The organism is Scytonema sp. HK-05 (genome assembly GCF_963872035.1).
GTDB lineage: Bacteria > Cyanobacteriota > Cyanobacteriia > Cyanobacteriales > Nostocaceae > Kalymmatonema.
This window is the reverse complement of sequence record NZ_CAWMYC010000103.1, coordinates 33,342-51,860: the sequence shown is the minus strand read 5'-3', so window position 1 is coordinate 51,860 and position 18,519 is coordinate 33,342. Positions and strand designations below refer to the sequence as shown.

13 protein-coding genes are annotated in these 18,519 nt (G+C 42.3%); 7 read left to right on the top strand and 6 right to left on the bottom strand.

The features are described from left to right. Window position 1 precedes the first annotated feature (1 nt). Window positions 2–3,553, bottom strand: coding sequence for a transcription-repair coupling factor (mfd, locus tag AACT52_RS18230; RefSeq protein ID WP_073626940.1), 3,552 nt, complete (start codon window positions 3,551–3,553; stop codon window positions 2–4). Window positions 3,554–4,088: 535 nt separating this feature from the next. Between mfd and AACT52_RS18225 the strand changes: the two genes are divergently transcribed. Then, complete coding sequence (locus AACT52_RS18225; protein WP_073626937.1) at window positions 4,089–5,414, top strand: hemolysin family protein; 1,326 nt, start codon at window positions 4,089–4,091, stop codon at window positions 5,412–5,414. Window positions 5,415–5,901: 487 nt separating this feature from the next. Here AACT52_RS18225 and AACT52_RS18220 read toward each other — a convergent pair whose 3' ends face one another. The 5 genes from AACT52_RS18220 to AACT52_RS18200 all read right to left on the bottom strand — a co-directional run bounded on the left by AACT52_RS18220 (window position 5,902) and on the right by AACT52_RS18200 (window position 11,690). Then, complete coding sequence (locus tag AACT52_RS18220) at window positions 5,902–6,717, bottom strand: HAD family hydrolase (protein WP_073626935.1); 816 nt, start codon at window positions 6,715–6,717, stop codon at window positions 5,902–5,904. Window positions 6,718–6,920: 203 nt separating this feature from the next. Then, window positions 6,921–7,628: a DevA family ABC transporter ATP-binding protein gene (locus AACT52_RS18215; RefSeq protein WP_073627158.1), complete on the bottom strand. Its 708-nt coding sequence runs from the start codon at window positions 7,626–7,628 to the stop codon at window positions 6,921–6,923. An 86-nt stretch (window positions 7,629–7,714) separates the two neighbouring features. Beyond that, the gene (gene devC, locus AACT52_RS18210; RefSeq protein WP_073626933.1) at window positions 7,715–8,869 is read right to left on the bottom strand and encodes an ABC transporter permease DevC; all 1,155 of its coding nucleotides are present in this window, start codon (window positions 8,867–8,869) and stop codon (window positions 7,715–7,717) included. Window positions 8,870–8,946: 77 nt separating this feature from the next. Next, window positions 8,947–10,368 (bottom strand): HlyD family efflux transporter periplasmic adaptor subunit, encoded by a 1,422-nt coding sequence (locus AACT52_RS18205; protein WP_073627156.1) that lies wholly within the window; start codon window positions 10,366–10,368, stop codon window positions 8,947–8,949. A 914-nt stretch (window positions 10,369–11,282) separates the two neighbouring features. Then, entirely contained in the window at window positions 11,283–11,690 is a 408-nt protein-coding gene (locus tag AACT52_RS18200; protein WP_073626931.1) for a hypothetical protein, read from the bottom strand. 353 nt (window positions 11,691–12,043) lie between these two features. Between AACT52_RS18200 and AACT52_RS18195 the strand changes: the two genes are divergently transcribed. From AACT52_RS18195 to AACT52_RS18170, 6 genes are all read left to right on the top strand, one after another. Beyond that, complete coding sequence (locus tag AACT52_RS18195) at window positions 12,044–12,616, top strand: hypothetical protein (RefSeq protein ID WP_073626929.1); 573 nt, start codon at window positions 12,044–12,046, stop codon at window positions 12,614–12,616. An 87-nt stretch (window positions 12,617–12,703) separates the two neighbouring features. After that, window positions 12,704–13,531, top strand: coding sequence for a hypothetical protein (locus AACT52_RS18190; protein WP_073626927.1), 828 nt, complete (start codon window positions 12,704–12,706; stop codon window positions 13,529–13,531). Between the two features lie 30 nt (window positions 13,532–13,561). Next, entirely contained in the window at window positions 13,562–14,605 is a 1,044-nt protein-coding gene (locus AACT52_RS18185) for a hypothetical protein (protein WP_073626925.1), read from the top strand. Further along, window positions 14,602–15,630 (top strand): AAA family ATPase, encoded by a 1,029-nt coding sequence (locus AACT52_RS18180; protein ID WP_073626895.1) that lies wholly within the window; start codon window positions 14,602–14,604, stop codon window positions 15,628–15,630. Before AACT52_RS18185 ends, AACT52_RS18180 begins: the two co-directional genes overlap by 4 nt. Before the next feature lie 15 nt (window positions 15,631–15,645). After that, window positions 15,646–16,776, top strand: a complete 1,131-nt coding sequence (locus AACT52_RS18175; protein ID WP_073626893.1) for a hypothetical protein — start codon at window positions 15,646–15,648, stop codon at window positions 16,774–16,776. Continuing rightward, on the top strand, window positions 16,752–18,374 hold the full coding sequence (locus AACT52_RS18170) for a formylglycine-generating enzyme family protein (RefSeq protein ID WP_073626891.1): 1,623 nt from the start codon (window positions 16,752–16,754) through the stop codon (window positions 18,372–18,374). Before AACT52_RS18175 ends, AACT52_RS18170 begins: the two co-directional genes overlap by 25 nt. The last annotated feature ends 145 nt before the right edge of the window (window positions 18,375–18,519 follow it).

Genomic DNA, 18,519 nt, shown 5'->3' with positions numbered 1-18,519 from the left:
TTTAGGCGATCGCTTCCTCCACAACCGCACCCTGCATCTTACCCAACGCATCAATCAACGTTTGCAATTGTTGATCTGCTTTCATAACTCCTAAACCTCGCACTGTCACTTTACCAGGAGAGTAAACAAAGCGTGACCTGAGGCTTTCCGGCAAATTTTCTGCCAAGTTCTTCCAACCAGGTTCTTCCATCTGCGTTTCTAAAACGATGTGCTGCTTGTTTTCTGGTTTAATGCGGCTAAATCCTAGTTTCTTCGCCAGCTGTTTGAGTTCCATCACTCGCAATAGTTGAGTCGCTGGTTTAGGAATTGCACCGTATCTGTCATTCCAGTCAGCAGCAATCTGCGACAATTCTTCTTTAGATTTCGCAGCTGCAACTGCACGGTAAGCACTCATCTTTTGATCCAAATCGGTGATGTAATCAGCTGGGACAAACGCTGTGAGGTTGAGGTCAATCTGTGTATCATCAACTTTGGGAATTTCTTGCCCTCTGATTTCACGGATAGCTTCTTCGAGCATTTCCATGTATAAATCAAAACCTATTGCTTCCATTTGCCCCGACTGTTCTGCACCCAGCAAGTTACCTACACCCCTGATTTCCATATCGCGCACTGCCAGCTGATACCCAGAACCCAACTGTGCGAATTCCTGTATCGCCCGTAACCGCTGGCGTGCGGCATCGGATAGCGTCCGCTGCTTGGGATAAAATAACCATGCATGAGCTTGAATTCCCGCACGACCAACACGACCCCGCAGCTGGTAAAGTTGGGATAATCCGAAGCGGTGAGCATCTTCAATTAAGATAGTATTCACTCGCGGGATATCCAAACCAGATTCAATAATCGTGGTACACACAAGGATATCTGCTTCCCCGTTGCTGAAGGTAAGCATCGTTGATTCTAAATCGCTTTCTTCCATTTGACCGTGGGCGATCGCAATTCTCGCCCCTGGTATCATCTGCCGCAACTCTCCTGCTATCTCCTCAATTCCCTCGACTCGCGGAACGACGTAAAACACTTGTCCACCTCGGTCGAGTTCTTGACGAATTGCACTGCGTATGCTTTCCGGATTGGTCGGTGACAAATGAGTTTGAATCGGTCGTCTGGATGGGGGTGGTGTGGCAATCAAACTCATTTCCCGAATCCCCGATAAAGACATATACAAGGTACGGGGAATCGGAGTTGCTGAAAGAGTCAGCACATCAACCAGAGTTTTCAGGCTTTTGATTTTCTCTTTCTGATTGACCCCAAACCGCTGTTCTTCATCTACCACCAAAAGTCCTAAGTCGCGGAAGGTGACGCCTTTACCCAAAAGTTGATGTGTCCCGACGACTACATCTAACTCCCCTGTTGCCAATCTTTTGAGAATCTCGCGGCGTTCTTCGGCGCTGCGGAAGCGGTTGAGTAACCCCACGTTGATAGGGTAGGGAGCAAAGCGTTCTTTGAGGGTGTGGTAATGTTGCTGAGTCAGGATAGTCGTCGGGGCAAGCAGCGCGACTTGTTTTCCGCCAGAAGTAACAGCTTTGAAAATGGCGCGAATTGCCACTTCTGTTTTCCCAAAACCGACATCCCCACAAACGAGACGATCCATTGGGCGATCGCTTTCCATATCGCGTTTTACATCTTGCGTAGCTTTAAGCTGATCGGTTGTCGGTTGGTAAGGGAAGGAGTCTTCCATCTCCTGCTGCCAAGGTGTATCCTGCGGGTAGGCAGTGCCTTTTTGTTGCGATCGCGATGCATAAAGCTTGAGTAAGTCCACCGCCAATTTCTTAATTGCCTTGCGGACTTTGTTCTTGGTATTTTCCCAAGCCTTACCCGTCATTTTGTTCAGTTCTGGTGGCTTATCGGCTGCCGTGCGCAACCGCGACAAAACACCAACTTGGTCAGCTGCAACACGCAATAAGCCGTCCGCATACTGCACTACCAAATACTCACGGGTTTCGTCGTTAAGTGTAAGACTTTCTAACTTGAGGAATTTACCTACACCGTGGTTTTTGTGAACGACGAAATCCCCTGGACGCAGCTTATTGGGATCAACTTGTTTAGAAGCAGCTTTTCTCCGCTTACGGATGTAACTGGGCGTCGCGAGGGAGTGCTGACCATAAAATTCTCGGTCAGTTACCACAACCAGCCGGAACGTAGGCAGAATGAAACCTTCGAGTTCCGCAAGACCAGAATATTTCAGGGCAACTGGTGTGTGATTAAGTTGCTGCTTGTCAATCGCTAGGTAGTCGCGGGGGTTAGGAATAAACTGGGCAGGACAGTCGTGTTCTTGCAGTAGGGAGACAGAACGCGAAGGCTGGGCGGAAAGCAACCAAACCGAGAACTTGCGATCGCGTTCTTGTCGCAGTGTTTCTGCAATTTTGGCAAATTGGTGCGGCGTGACCGGCAACCTGCGACTGGCGAGATTAATGCCGCTGTTTTCCTCGACGAGTTCCGATAAATTTAATTTTTTAAATTCTGCCGTATCAGCCAAACATTCATCAAATGAGCGATGGACTCTCGGCAATAAGGTGGAAATCTCCTCATCCGTCCGGCTTGCCAGCAGTTGCCATTGTTCTTCTGCATTTTCTACCCAGCGATCGCTGTGGGCGTGGCACTGTTCTGGTTCATCAACGGTAATTAGGGTGTTTTCTGGTAAATAATCTAATAGCGAAGCAGGTTTATCAAAAGCTAAGCCTAAAAAGCGACGGCTCCCCTCCAACAGTTCTGAGTTCTCAGTAGTCGTCCTGAGTTCTGAGTCATCATTTAACTCAGCGCTTAGAACTTGAAACTCAGCACTGTTTTGTACTGCTGCCATAACGATGGGAGCAAAACTTGTGGGGGTAAGAATAAGCTGGTCAATTTTGTCAAGGGCGGCGGAACGTTGGGTTGCTGGGTCAAATTCCCGTAACTGCTCAATCTCGTCGCCAAACCAATCTAATCGTACGGGCAACTCTGAGGAAACTGGGAACACGTCAACAATATCGCCGCGCCGACTCCACTGCCCTTCTGTTTCCACCAAAGGCACCCTTTCGTACCCCAGTCTGGTGATTTGTTCACTAAAGGTATCTAAGTCAAATTCAATACCGCGCCTGAGAGTGATGCAGAAAGGTTTAAAGGCTTCTGCTGGTGGTAGATGAGGTTGTAGCGCTGCAACAGTAGCGACAATCGCCATCTTAGGTGAGGGGGATGAGGATAATTTTGCTTGCTTATCTCCCTGATCTGTGGTTCCGCCGAATTGCACCAAATCCGCAAGGACTTGCATCTGTCCCCAGGTCATCTCGGTTTCGGGGTCAAATGGTTCGTATGGGGATGCCTCAGAGGTTGGGTAGAAATGTACTGTTTGCCACCCCATTGCCTCGAGTTGTGTTGTCCAGCGTCCGGCTTCTTCCAAAGTCGCACAGACCACGAACAAATTCTTTCCCTCAGTTTGAGCCAACGCCGAAGCTACTAAGCCTTTTGGCAAGCGAGGAATGCCACTTAACAACAACTCTTGTTGCCGATTGAGCTTGGAGAGGAGTTCAGTGGTGAGCGGAGACCGCCCTAAAGCACGCACAATGGAAGAAAATGCCATAGGTTACAAAATATGAGGAAGTCCTTCTCACAGGCAAGCATAATAGTAACGCCTACCTTAACTTATTTTAAAAGTCCAGAGCAGGGGAACAAGCCTGGCTATAGGGTCATTAATACTTACCAAGTCGCGCCGAAAATGCCCCCACCATAATAAAAATGAATTGGTGATCCGATGAATGGGCGCTTTGTAAGTGTTTAGGGACTGGCGACAGTTATCAGTTATCAGTTACCAGTTATCAGTTATCAATCATCAGTTATCAGTTTTCAGCGTAGTTTCGAGTTTTTGGTCACTGTTCACTGGTCACTGGTCACTGTTCCCAATCCCTAATCCCTAATCCCCAGTCCGCTTCACTACAATGACGGCTTACAAATCCACGGACTAATCGTTAATATACGAATCAGTGTTAAGAGCTAACTTATTACTCATGGTTGATTGCTTTTCTGTATTGAGAGTGTTTCGTAATTACACCTTAGATACCAGATACTAAGAAGTTAAGGTTAAGCACAATTTGCCAGGAGCATCGGCAATTTTAGAAATGTCCCCAACAATCGAAATTCTAACTATTTTTCTTTTGATCCTCGCCAATGGTCTGTTTGTCATGTCAGAATTGGCGATTGTCTCAGCACGAAAGGTGCGTCTACAACAGCTTGCTGAACGGGGTGATGCTAAAGCCCGCGCTGCTTTAGAACTGGGATCTTCGCCGAATCAGTTCTTGGGAACCGTTCAGATTGGGATCACACTCCTTACTATCCTGTCTGGTGCCTATGGCGAAGAAACTATAGCTAAGAGACTTGCACCTATTTTAAGTTCTATCCCTTTGCAGCAAAATTATAAACAACAGTTGGCAAAGGGCTTAGCAATTTTAATTATTACCTATTTAACGCTGATTATTGGCGAATTAGTGCCCAAGCGGCTGGCATTAAGCCGTCCAGAACCAATTGCTTCTATTGTTGCCATACCGATGCAGATGTTGGCAAGAATTGGCTCCCCCATCGTTTATCTCTTGACGGTTTCTACGGAGACGGTGCTGCGGGTGTTAGGCAGCAAACCGTCTACTGAACCACAAGTGACAGAGGAAGAAATCAGAGTCTTGATTGAGCAAGGCACGGAAGAGGGTACATTTGAAGAAGCAGAACAAGATATGGTTGAGCGAGTGTTTCGTTTGGGCGATCGCCCCGTGAGTTCGTTCATGACACCTCGACCGGATATTGTTTGGCTGGACTTGGAAGACACTCCTCAAGAAAACCGCCAGAAAATTATTGATGGTGGTTATTCGCGGTATCCCGTTTGTCAGGGGGGACTTGACAACGTACTGGGCATTATCCCAGTGACTGGCTTGTTAGCCCGAAGTTTCTGCAATGAGCAGTTGGACTTGACGGTGGGATTATTACAGCCGACATATGTGCCAGAAAGCACACGTGGTTTAAAAGTTTTAGAATTATTTAAGCAAACCATCACTCACATGGCGCTGGTTGTGGATGAATATGGAGTGATACAGGGAATAGTGACTCTGAACGACGTCATGATTGAAATCGTTGGTGATGTGCCTTCTATTGAGGACCAGGAAGATCCTGAGATTGTGCAGCGAGAGGATGGTTCTTGGTTGTTGGATGGAATGTTGTCTGTAGATGAGTTTTTTGAACTATTCGATATTGAGGAGTTGTCACCTGAAGACCGAGGAAGCTATCAAACATTAGGTGGTTTTGTGATTACTCACCTCGGTCGCATACCCTCTGCGGCAGATAATTTTGAATGGCAAGGTATGCGGTTTGAGGTCATGGATATGGATGGTAACCGTGTTGATAAAGTTCTCGTGGTGCCAGATGAGGTTAAATCTGGTAATAATAACAAACCAGATTAGCAGTAGGTGAGGAATAAAGCTGTTTTAAATTGAGTGGAATATAAGCGTTTGTACGGGCAAAAGCAATGCTCACTGGTGTCAATTTAAGCCAAAACCGTTCTAAAATCTCGTTAAAATCTCGTTTGCAGGTCTAAGCAGGAAATGCCCCAATACGGTTCGGTTAAGGAGGTTATCTCAAAGGAGATCCCCCCAACCCCCCGATAAATTGGGGGGCTATTTTAACCCATTTACCCCCTTTTTAAGGGGGTCGCCGCAGGCGGGGGGATCTTATGCGAACCGTATTGGGAAATGCCCTTGAAGCGGCTAGTAACGCAAGTAAGGGAGGCAGAGCCTCTCACTAGGCATTCCCAGCCTCAGGCTGGGAACGAGGCAATCTCTAAAAGCTTGTTCTATACTGGTTTTCATCTTAAGTTGACACCAATGAGCAATACTGTGCCCCTACGTGTGGTATATGCAAAGGCATAGCCTGTCTGCACAACTTACGGCACTATGCTTTGCGCGATGGTACGGAGTGTCCGCCTGCGGCGATCGCCTCTCTAATTACCTGCACTAATTGACAAAAACCCTCACCTTCAGCAGCAGAAGTCACATATGCAGGCTGATGCTGAAGTTTATTAGCATATTCCAGCACATTTGCAACGCCCACAGAGAGAGAAAAATAACGCTCATCAAATAAACTTTCATCGTTGGGACTATCGCCAACAGTCACAACTTGTTCTGGAGTGTACTGGGGGAAGTATTCCCGCAAGACTTGTAATAACCCAATTGCTTTATCTTGTCCCAGAGGTTTAATGTGGCACTGTACATTGCTGTAAGTGAAACCCCAACCCATTTGTTCACAAAGATGACTCAGAGTTTTTATTTCATCTGTGGTTAACCCTTTCACATCAAATGTCCAGTCAGTAACGCGAAAACGATTATCAGCAGATTCTTGGATGTGCGGAAATTGCGTTTGTAATTGTTGAAAAGCCGATGCTAATTGCTGACGATGTGCTACTAAGTCGGGAATGGGTGTTAAAGCGACTGGTTTCTCACTTTCACCAAAGAAAAACAAACCGCCATTTTCCGCTATAGCACCAACGATAGGCAGATAATACGCTAAACCACTCACCCAACCGGCACTGCGTCCAGTGACAATCACGACCTCAATCCCCGCTGTTGCTAAATCCTGCAAGCTTTGCAATAGTTCACTGGTAAATTTTCCTTTCTTGGTTAGGGTACCATCCATATCTGTCGCCACCAGACGAACATTGCTAAAGCGGTTTGTCGATGAAACCTCTGACAAAGGCAGGAGTCTGTGCATAAGAGTTTGGTAAAAAATTAATTATCAGTTATTAGTTATCAGTAAACCATTACCTGATAACTGATACAGCAGATTGCACTTTTTGTGAAGTACAGAGATACCCCACCCGCGCTGTCGCGCACCCTCCCCGATGCCTTGGGGAGGGTTGGGGAGGGGTGTACTCCATTTAAATACAAAGAGCTGTAACTGTTTTAATTTTTTGACTAATGACTAATGACTTTAGTTTGTGAATCACGAGCTAAAATACCATCTTCCATTTCCACAATGCGATCGGCTATATCCAAAATACGGTTGTCGTGGGTGACTAGCAATATAGATGTTCCATTTTCTTTAGCAAGGCGCTGCATCAATTCCACAACATCGCGCCCTGATTGTTTGTCCAAAGCTGCTGTAGGTTCGTCTGCTAGCACCAACGGTGGACTATTCACCAAAGCGCGGGCGATCGCAATCCTTTGTTTTTGTCCTCCAGAAAGATTTTCTGGATAATAATCAATTCGGTCTCCTAAACCAACCGCTTTGAGCATACCTTCTGCTTTAGCAATGGCTTTTTGCTGAGAAATATACTTATTCAGTTCCACCGCCATTTGTACATTTTGCCTAGCAGTTAAAAACTCCAACAAGTTATGAGCCTGGAAAATATAACCAATTTTTCGCCGGATATTGACTAGTTTGTTCTGGCTAGCCCTATATAATTCTACACCTAAAAATTGTAAACTTCCCTCTTGCACAGACCGCAAACCACCAATCAAGCTTAGTAATGTTGTCTTACCTGAACCTGATGGTCCCGTCATAATGACAATTTCTCCGGGATAAATTTCTAGATTAATATCAAATAGAATTTGTTTTTTCAGTGCGCCTTTTCCGTAGTAGTGGTTGAGATGTTTAATTGAAATGACAGGTTCTTTACTCAGCATATGTTAATCTTCTTCAAATGTGATTCTTGATCATTAGCTATTTAAAAATCATAAAACTTAACTTTATTTTCATTTATCATTTTTTAGAATATATCTGCTGGGTCAGCAGACTGCAGTTTTCGTACAGCGATAGTACCAGACATAAAGCACATAATCAGAGTTAAAATGAGTACCATAATAGCTCTTTCACTACTCATAAAAACTGGTAATAGTGTTGCAATTCTTGCCCTATCATACAAAAACATAGTCACAGCAAATCCAGGTATATATCCTAAAAATGCTAAAATAAAAGCTTCTTGTAGAATCACAAACAACAAATAATTGTGTGTATAACCTATCGCCTTGAGGGTTGCATACTCAGCTAAATGATCCGCCACTTCTGTATAAAGTATTTGATAGACAATCACAGTTCCTACAATAAAACCCATGATTGTGCCTAAAGTAAAAATAAAACCTATTGCTGTACTGCTTGCCCAGTAATTTCTCTCATAATCAATAAATTCTTGCTTAGTGAAGACCTTGATATCTTTCGATAAATAATTCCTTAAAGTTTGGGCAACAACGGTTGCATCTGCTCCTGGTTTTAATCTAATCAGACCAATGTTAATTAGACCTCGTTGATGTTGTGGGAATATCCGTAAAAAGTTGACATCACTCGTAATTAAATTACCATCTGCTCCAAATGATGCACCTAAAGTAAACAGTCCTCCTACTTTAATTTTTCGACGATTAACTTCAGCTATTACATTTTTTCCTTGTTCAAATTCAGCAGCGATTGGTCCATACTCCTGCCTAGAGGAACGGTCATATAAAACAACATCTGGCAGTTTAAGTTTATCTAAATTTTCCTGAACACCAGCTAAATTAAAAATATTAACTTCAGGGTTCATTCCAATGACTAAGAGATTACGAGGACGACCTGTAACAGGATTTTTCCAGGCAGTATAGTCTACATATATTGGGTGGACAGTTTGCACGCCAGGTAAATCTAAAGCTTTATACAACCGTCGTTGAGAAAAAGTTTTCATTGACAGCAAAGCGTTAGATTGATTGTTTATTAAAACAATGTCACCTTGCAAACTTGTATGAAATCGAACGTTACTAAAATACAGAGAATCCCGAAAACCAAGCTGCATAAACATGAGAATATCGGCAAAGGCAATTCCTGCCAGTGCCACAGCTAAACGAGTTTTTTCTCGCTTCAGTTGTAACCACGCCAGAGGGATTTTCCCCATCATTTTGTATCCTCAGTTATTAGTCATTCGTCATGAGTTATTAGTCATTAACTAATAACCAAGAAATATCAAGTTATTTTTTATATTTCAATATCAATAACCACCTTGGCGTAGGTTAAGCCTGCAACTTTTTTGATATCTTGTGGAGTCAGGGTGATTTTCACTTCCACAACTCTGGCATCAACATCTGCTGCTGGATCTGTATTTAAGACATCTTTTTTGCCAATTTTTCTGCCAATCTCGGCAACGGTTCCTTGTAATTCTCCGCTAAAAGCTCCATTATCACTGGTTATGGTGGCTCGTTGACCAAGACGCACTTTACCAATACTGTCTTCGGGAACTTCAGCAATCACCATCATCTGATCGGTTCGTCCAATTTCAGCAATGCCATTGGCGCTCATACTTTCTCCGGCTTTGGTATGAATTTTTAAAATTTCGCCAGAAATTGGTGCTTTGATGTAGCTCAAATTCAATTGAGCTTGTGCTTTTCTCATAGTGGCAACTGCATTGCTAACTTGTGCCTGTGTTACTAGCAAATCAATTGGACGGACTTCTCGAATTCTGCTAAGTTTGGCTCTTTCTTCCTCAATTTGTCTTTGCAAAGTTGTGAGAATTTTGTTTCGATTCACCCTCGCTTCAACGAGTTGCTGTTGCAAAGTTGCTATAGTTTTTAGCTGGTTAGCTCTAGCTTCAGCTAGTTGCTGTCGCAAAGTTGCAACTGTTTGCCTTTGGTTTGCCTGGGCTTCTGCAAGCTGCTGAGTCGAAGTTTCCTTACCCAATTGCCTTCTGTCGCGTTCCTGCTGGGAAATTGCCCCTTCTTTGTATAACATCTCATAGCGTTCAGCATCGACTTGAGCATTGCGTTGTTCAGCTTGTATACGCGCAACCGTTGCTTTGAAAGCATCTCTTTGCCCTTGGAGTTCGGCTTTTATCCGATTAAGAGTTGCTTGTAGAGCAACTTTTTCGCCGCCTAATTCTGCTTCTATGCGAGCAATTGTTGCTTCCTGAGCATCTAGTTCCCCACGCAATTGTGCTTCTATGCGAGCAATCACGGCGCTTTGAGCTTGGATGTCTCTTGGTGAACCTGCTTTGACATTTGCTAAATTAGCACGCGCTTCTTGCAGTTTTGCTTTAGCTTCTTCCACTGCGGCTTGGTTGCTTGAGAAACTATCCAAAATTGCAATGATTTGGTTTCTCTTAACCCGCTCTCCTTCTTTGACAAAAATTTGTTCCACTCGCGACGTCCCGGAAAGCCCTGCTGGGGCAGACAGTTTAATAACGTCCCCTTGAGGTTCCAAACGCCCCAACGCATTGATAGTTGTAGCGACTGGCGCACTGGGTGCAGGTGTGTTCAACTGTTTTAATTGCTCCATTTTGGCTATGCTTAGGACTCCAGTAGCAACTATGACTGGCAAGGATACAGCAATTAACCACCAAATCTGTGGCTTCTCATTCTCAAGTAACTGCTCCCTTGACCTTGGTTCTTGACTCACCCTTGACATGGTATTGCTCATTATTCGGAATTTTGCATATACAAAGTAGAAAAGCGAGTTAGGCACAATTGGATTCAGTCAAAAAGGGTTTTTAACAAACAGTTATCTGCTTTTCTTAACTCAGATCTTGAACCCAACAAGAGCCAGAGGCTCTAATATCTCGTTACCAGGTTGAACCTGGTAACGAGGGTTTGGAGGCTTTGCCTCGTCACTGTTGCAACTCTTGCAAGATCTCAGTTAATTGAAAAACCCTTATTTTGGCAAGCATCCAGACGACAAGGAGGTGCGTTACAGCGTACAAGTTATGTACTGCAAATAACCAAGCACTTAACGCAACCTACGGCAAATTAAATACAGGACTACATAGGATAAGTGACATTAGAGAAAAACTATCACCAACGGGGTAAGTTGATTGCCTTTCGATGAACAGCAACTCATTTCAACTTGACCAAGAACATCATAGACAAGCTCTTTGGCGATGAAGGTTACATTTTAGAAAGAACGATTTTGTGGCTCGATTTTGCTCTAGTTAAATGAATTCTACATTTATCGTTTGCTGGAAAACGTAGCAGAATCTACAGTTGAACCTTTACTGTCCGCCTCTGGAACGAATAATCTGCCCTGTTATCGATAGTCCTTGTGATGAGGCAAGAAATAACACTATACGTGCAGCATCTTCTGGTACTGGAGTTTAGACTAGTTCCCCACTGCGTAGTATCCATGTAAGAAAATATTTACAATAATGATCTAGGAGTTACGCATCATACATAAGTACTATACGAAATTTGGGTGTTTCAGCCATGTTTAGCACTACCGCGATCGCAAATATGCAAATAAATCAGGGTTATGCTAAGCGCCTGAAACGACCAAATACCGTTATACATATTATGGTTAATTTATACAGTGCGTAAGTCCTATGATCATCAACCAGAATTCAAGAAAACAAGTGATCGTGGATTAGGAATGCATATGCCTGAATTGTCTGAATTTTGGCGATATTTGCAACGTTTTGCTGTAGACCACTGGTGAGTCAGCGCGGTCTTGGGGGTTTCCCCCATGAGCGACTGACGTTGGCGCAGCCTCTTTGGAGGAGATACCCGAAGGGTATCGCTTTGCCAAGCAGCGCTTGCATTGGACTGTTCCGAAACTAAGTACCCCAGAACAGTACCAGTCTTGGAGTGACTTGTTACCACTGATGACCTGGCAACTTTGGTTAGCCCATGATATTGTGAGACCAGTGCTGCAGGAGGGTTTCCCACCCCCAGGCGACGGGCGTTCCCGAAGGGTGATTGATAACCCTCTGCTTTGGCAGAAGAAGATGGTAAGACCATTAGAGTATTTCAGGGGTTTTTTATGAGTCAAGTTGTGGTGGTACTAATCAAACAATGGTTGACTAGTGAAGCACAATCGGCTAGTACCGCAAGGCGGAAGTCATGCATTCAAAAGTCAAAAGTCAAAAGTATTATGGAATTGGCTTTTTGGGGATTTTAAATGGTGAACCAGCGCTGCAGGAGGGTTTCCCGACCTAGGCGACTGGTGAACCCGAAGGGTTGCTCTATTTACGCCGACCTGTACTAGTGAGTTAAAAAGGTGAAAAATTGCTTTGAATTAGAGTTTGCTGATAGTGCGGCTGATATGATGATTGTTGCGATAATTCATGCCTGAATTTTACAAGTGATGTTTTATGGGTGAAGTTTATTCCAAGCTCATAGGAATTTTTCAGAATGTTAATGAGTGGCTAAAGTTTGCCGAGGCTAAAAACGGTATTCTGCTTGCTTTTTCTGGGGCTGGTATTACTGCAACCATAACTCTTTTAGCTACAGCACAAAATATTCCAAAATCATTGAGTTTTGGTGTATTGCTAACAACAATTTTACTTTGCATCTGTTCTTTAATATGCTCAGTTTCTTTTCTTCCTAAAAGAAATTTGGAGCGTCTTGTATGGTTGCGAACTAGACCGCCTAAGAACTCAAACTTTGTCAGAAAAGACACAGATAATTTTTATTATTTCGGGCATTTACAGAAATATAGTTCAACCGAACTGTTAGATGCGCTGAACAAGCACTACTTTAAGAATGAAATCACTAAACCTTATACAAAGGAATATGAGGATATCGCCGAACAAATTACTATTAATTCTGAAATTGCCTTTTTAAAATTTCAGGTTTTTATATATGCCATATATATTTTAATTGCTTCAATTTTGGTAATTCCAGTTTCAGTTGTTATAAGTCTGGTTATTTATCGAAAACTATAATTTATTTTATTGTATATCAATCACAAATTATAATAAAAATTATCTTAAATTGATTAGCGTAATTATTCGGAAATAACTAGGATTTGAATGGAATCTAATAATATTACATTAACTGTTATCCAACTCGATTTAGACAAGTCTACAGAATCTACTTCTGTCATTGAAAAAGAACTAGGGGTAGAAGGAACACGACTATTAATCAAAAGTCTAAAAAAAGAATTTGTCGAAAAAGCTTTTGATTTAGTTGCCAATCGTTCTGAATATGACCTGATTCAAGATTTGGGCGGAGATGGTTATCGAATTTTATTTAAAGATGTTAATAATGCTTATCAATTTGTCAAAAAGTTTGCCAAACTTGTTGAAGAACATAATATCAACCCCGATGTTAAAAAGCGAATATTTCGCATTGCTGCAACAACTGGAGAGGTTGATTACGATCAATCTGAATCAGGTGTTAATCTAATAGTTGGACATGTGGTTTTAGCCAAACTTTCACGGCTTGTTACAGCCACTCCAGGCTGGTTTTATATTGATAAAACAACCTTTGATATTCTTCCTGTTGATGTACAACAGGATTTCACGAAGGAATCAGTCAAAGGTAAAAAGCATGAAGATGATTTCGATGCTTGGCGTTGTCAGATTTTTTCTGATACCTCTATACCCACTATTCAACCAGTAACACTACAGGAAATTTATGATTTGTTTAAAAAATTAACTCTATCGGCTCAGATTACCAGGGTCGCGCAATTCATAGGAATGCCAAATGATTTTCGCCCTTCAAATTATGCCAATCTCTATCAAGCGAAAACTGCTATCGTTGATTGGGCAGAGGGAGACGAGGAAGGGGAAGAGTATAGATTAACAAGATTAAACAAACTTAAAGATATTATACTACAGGTTAGTGTGAATAGCTGATTGATTATGCCTCTATAGTCACTGTTAATAATGACGATAATAAAAGAAATTTATGACCTATTTGAACAACTAACTCAACCTGCTCAAATTGAAAGGGTCATGCAATTAATGGAGATGCCGAATGATTGGCGTCCTTCAAAGCATACTAAACTCTATAATGCAAAAACTGAGATTGTAAGTTGGGCAGAAGGAAAGGAGAATGGAGAAGATTATAGATTAGAAAGATTAAAAAATCTCAAAACTAAAATCATATTTGTGATTGGGGAAATAAACTTGCCTTCAAAGCAGCATCGTAAAGAATCTGTTGAGCAGAAATTTGCAGAACTGTTATCTTCCTTAAACTGCGATGAACAGTTGAAAAGTTTTTGTCAAGTGTTAAACTCCCAATCAGGAGGAGTATTTCTCATTCAAGCAATGCATGACGAAATTCAGCGTTGGCTAGTTCAACGCTTGGTTAATTATCAGCCTAGTCTTGCAACTGGAAAACAAATTTATATAAAAACTCAAAAACACAATGTTCGATGGAATTTTGAAGCGTTTTGGACAGAATTTAACTCTGTGTGCAAAAATCCAAGTTGTGATTCTGTAATTCAGGAATTAACTGAGTTATGCAAAACTAAATCTATTGTTATTACCATATATGGTCTTCGTTTACTAAATGAGAACAACAGAAGACAACTGTATAACTTTTGGCTGCGTTTATGGGAACAGTTTCGCCAATTAGAAAAACATTCATTTCTTGTATTATTTCTGGTAGAAGAAAATAATGCTAATTGTAAACTAAGTCCATTTAAATTTATTGAGTCAACTTATGTAGGAGAATATCAGCAAAATATTTTGTTACCACCACTAGACAATATTTCATCAACTCATGTAAGAAGTTGGTTAACAACAGAACAAGTGATTTCACAACTCAAGATTATTTTTCCTAAGAGAAATTTAAATAATATTGTCGAGCATTATCACTTTGAAGAAGAGGAGCCTTTAGCATTGCTTAACGAAATTTGTCAGGAAGTGTTTCAAATTCAAGATGGTATTGCAGCAATCGAACCTTATTGGAAGTTAGCAGGATGATTAAAAAACTAGTGCCAAACGAGAAGTTACTGCAATACGCAGGAGAGCCTCAACCTCCTCAAGCAGGAATTAAAGACTTGAACCAGCGAGTGTATTATCCATATATACCGAGTGAAGATTTAAAAGAGGCGGTTAATTTAGCCATCTCACTTAACCGACCATTACTTTTGGAGGGCGAACCAGGCTGTGGTAAAACTCGTTTAGCCGGAGCAGTTGTCTACGAATTTACCCAAAAATATCTGGGAGGTCAGAAAGATGAAAATGGTGAACAAAAGTGGTGGGATTATTATATCTGGAATATTAAATCTACAACTCGCGCCCGTGATGGGCTGTATACCTATGATGCCGTTGCCAGATTACGAGACGCTCAATTAATGGGAACTGACCCCCAAAGATTAGAAGAATTTTTGGGTAGATATGAGACTAAAAAATTAAAGACTCGATTGCAGAATAAGAAAAATTATCTAGAATTTGGAGCTTTAGGAAAAGCATTACAAGAACATTCTCATCGTCCTATTTTATTAATAGATGAAATTGACAAAGCTGACGGCGATTTCGCTAATGATTTATTACTTGAGTTAGAAGAATTGCGTTTTGAAGTGCCGGAAACTGGAGAGCGATTTCCTACACCTGAGCATAAGCCCATTATTTTTATTACTAGTAATCGGGAAAAGCCATTACCAGAACCTTTCCTTCGTCGCTGTCTTTACTTCTTCGTAGATTTTCCTGATAATAATCGATTGCAGCAAATTATCGAACAACGATTTGGTAAGCAGCTAAACAAAAAGAAACTTATTGAACAAGCTATAAAACGTTTTTATGATATTCGCAAAATGCTAGAAAATCAACCAGGAAGTAGACCACCAGGAACAAGTGAATTTATAGAATTTCTTATTGCCCTCTTAAATAAAGAAGATATTAAAAAAGCATTAGAAGATTTAGAAGAATTATCCGAGCGATTGCCCTTACTAGGAACTCTCCTGAAGACAAAACAGGATCAGGATTTATATTCAGGAAAAAAATAGTTTGACCTGACCATTATGAGCAGTTCTCAGTCCGTCTTAATCGATTCATTATTACTAGATTTGTTCCAAAAGTTGCGAGAAGCTGGAATGACTTTAACACTGGAACAATATGATTTATTACGGCAAGCACTTGCTCAAGGTTATGGTTTAGGGGGATGGCAAGATATCAAGCGAGTCTGTCGGTTATTGTGGGTCAAATCCTGCGCTGGCGATGATGCTAATATTTTTGACCGCACTTTTGACCGCTATATCCAACAGTATCAGAATAAAATGCCCGTGCAGCCCGATAAACCACCTCCAGAACCAACACAAAAAACTCCACCACCAAAACCACCATCAAATCTGCCCCAAATTCCACCCAGAAAAAGAAGTCCTTCAACTCAAAAACCCGGTGAACTGCAAGTTCCAGTTGCTGTTCAAAGTAAACCAGCTTCTTTTACTTTTCAAAATACCAGGAATGATTTTCACGTCACTCCTACTGATTTTCCCATTCAACTGTCAGATGTTCTGGTGAGTTGGCGGTTACTGCGACAAGCAAAGCAGGTTGGATGGGACTATGAATTAGATATCGAAGCCACTCTTTACCAAATAGAACGCGAAGGTATTTTTACTGATGTGGTAATGCGTCCGGTACGGGTGCGACGGACTGAACTTTTATTATTAATAGATGATAGTCCGACAATGATCCCATTTTTTCCTGCCTTTGCGCCTTTTATCCAAGCAGTTGAAGAAGCTCGCATTACCCCCGCCCGGATTTATCGATTTACCAGCTATCCCGACGAATATCTTTATCATTGGCATCGTCCGGCTATTGCACAACCTCTAACTGACATCTTGCCAAAATTGCATCGTCAGCGCACAGTTGCCTTAATTTTAAGTGATGCTGGAGCTGCAACAGCAACTTACAGCCAAGAACGAATAGAAGGAATATCCAAATTTTTGACAGCATTATCACCTTGTATTCGCCAATTAATCTGGCTTAATCCTTTACCGCTTCAACGCTGGGAGCAAACTCCAGCCTGGACAATCGACGCGGTACTCAATGGCAAGATGTTAACTTATGAAAGAGCGAGTCTACTAACAGCAGCACGGGCAATTCCACAGGAGAATATGATTCAGATATGGCAAATGTACTCCCATTTGTAACTCAGCCCAACAACAGAGAGGATTTGACAACTCGCCGCATTCGGGTTTTTGAAGGACGCTACGGAACGAATGCGCTCTTATTGGCTTGCCATGCTGCTTTCCCCCTTACTCTCACTTCAGATTTACTCTACTGTTTGCGTGAAAATTTTTTGCCTGATGTCCCTTGGTATGCTGTTGCTGATGTGCTGCTATCAGGGTTATGCCAACCCGCAGGCTATGATTTGTATGAAATGGAAGCCAAAACCAGAGATGGCTTACTTCGTCGTTTGTGCGAACAGTTTGGGGAAAAGCGACTCAAGGAACTGGCGAATTTTATGTGTGAGTATATTCGCAGTCGCTTGCAGGTTGAAAATAATGACCGTGCTTTGGTATTTGGACAACGCCCAGACTGGACAGCATTAGCATACTTTAGCTCAGATGAAGAAGAAGTAATTAAGGCTATCAAACAAGAGTTACAAAAGTTGACAGCCTCCACAGATGCTAAAGAGCGTATCAGATGGGCAGTATTAGTAGAAAGTTATGCCGACCTGTTATCGGAAAAGGGTTTTGAGCCGTTGTTGTTGCAATGGTCACAGCAGATATTTGATGGCGAACCCATACAGGATGAAGAGGAGAAAGAAATTGCCGCAGCGATGGGAGTTTCGTTGCAAACTTTTGAGTTTGACGTGGCAGCTATAATCCCAGACGATGAAGCTGGGGAAGAGTTGCAAACTTTTGAGTTTGACACAGTAACAGTTGATGCTCGTGGAAAAGTCATTAATAAAGAACGAAAGCAAGCATTTTATTTTGCAGAGTTTCTCGGTGAAACCGCAGGAAAACCATCAGCACTCTTAATAGAGATGGTGGCAATTCCCGGAGGAACTTTTGAAATGGGGTCACCACCAGATGAGCCGGAACGTGATGACAGTGAGAGTCCCCGGCATACAGTCACTGTGCAGCCCTTTTTCTTGGCTAAGTATCCAGTCACTCAAGCGCAGTGGCGATTTGTGGCGCAGTTACCCCAGGTGAACCGGGAGCTAGATCAAGATCCATCTGATTTTAAAGGCGCAAATCGACCAGTAGAGTGTGTTTCTTGGTACGATGCAGTTGAATTTTGCTTGCGTCTATCTCAATATACAGGCAGACCCTACAGCCTCCCTAGTGAAGCGGAATGGGAATATGCTTGTCGCGCTGGAACAACAACACCATTTCATTTTGGCGAAACAATTACGTCGGAATTAGCCAATTATGATGCTACCGAAACTTATGGGCGAGGGTCAAAAGGAATTTATCGAGAAGAAACAACAGAAGTAGGGAGTTTTGGAGTAGCTAACGCTTTTGGGTTATATGATATGCACGGTAACGTGTGGGAATGGTGTCTCGACGATTGGCACGATAACTATGAAGATGCGCCAACAGATGGCAGTCCTTGGTTTGACGATAATGATAATATTTCCCAAAAAAAAGGAGAAGCCGTGCTGCGGGGCGGTTCCTGGATCTTCTATCCTAAGTTCTGCCGTTCCGCGTCCCGCTACGACTTCAATGGGGCGGAGCGCGACGGCATCCACGACGTTATTGGTTTTCGTGTCGCCTGTGGGGTTGGGAGGTCTTTTCAGTAGCCCTTTATACTTTATTTCTTTTGCCCTTTACTCTTGTTTTTTTACCCTTTGTTAGCGGAGCGTTATAAATTTTTTTTCAAATCAAGCCAAGCCTGGAAACAAAATAAACATTAATTGAGCAAGAAAGTTAAGCAAAAGGAATCAA

Excerpts from the sequence above, each read along its gene's own strand:
- mfd (WP_073626940.1), bottom strand. The coding sequence starts at position 3,553 with ATGGCATTTTCTTCCATTGTGCGTGCTTTAGGGCGGTCTCCGCTCACC.
- AACT52_RS18225 (WP_073626937.1), top strand. The coding sequence starts at position 4,089 with ATGTCCCCAACAATCGAAATTCTAACTATTTTTCTTTTGATCCTCGCC.
- AACT52_RS18220 (WP_073626935.1), bottom strand. The coding sequence starts at position 6,717 with ATGCACAGACTCCTGCCTTTGTCAGAGGTTTCATCGACAAACCGCTTT.
- devC (WP_073626933.1), bottom strand. The coding sequence starts at position 8,869 with ATGATGGGGAAAATCCCTCTGGCGTGGTTACAACTGAAGCGAGAAAAA.
- AACT52_RS18205 (WP_073627156.1), bottom strand. The coding sequence starts at position 10,368 with ATGTCAAGGGTGAGTCAAGAACCAAGGTCAAGGGAGCAGTTACTTGAG.
- AACT52_RS18200 (WP_073626931.1), bottom strand. The coding sequence starts at position 11,690 with ATGGTCTTACCATCTTCTTCTGCCAAAGCAGAGGGTTATCAATCACCC.
- AACT52_RS18195 (WP_073626929.1), top strand. The coding sequence starts at position 12,044 with ATGGGTGAAGTTTATTCCAAGCTCATAGGAATTTTTCAGAATGTTAAT.
- AACT52_RS18190 (WP_073626927.1), top strand. The coding sequence starts at position 12,704 with ATGGAATCTAATAATATTACATTAACTGTTATCCAACTCGATTTAGAC.
- AACT52_RS18185 (WP_073626925.1), top strand. The coding sequence starts at position 13,562 with ATGACGATAATAAAAGAAATTTATGACCTATTTGAACAACTAACTCAA.
- AACT52_RS18180 (WP_073626895.1), top strand. The coding sequence starts at position 14,602 with ATGATTAAAAAACTAGTGCCAAACGAGAAGTTACTGCAATACGCAGGA.
- AACT52_RS18175 (WP_073626893.1), top strand. The coding sequence starts at position 15,646 with ATGAGCAGTTCTCAGTCCGTCTTAATCGATTCATTATTACTAGATTTG.
- AACT52_RS18170 (WP_073626891.1), top strand. The coding sequence starts at position 16,752 with ATGGCAAATGTACTCCCATTTGTAACTCAGCCCAACAACAGAGAGGAT.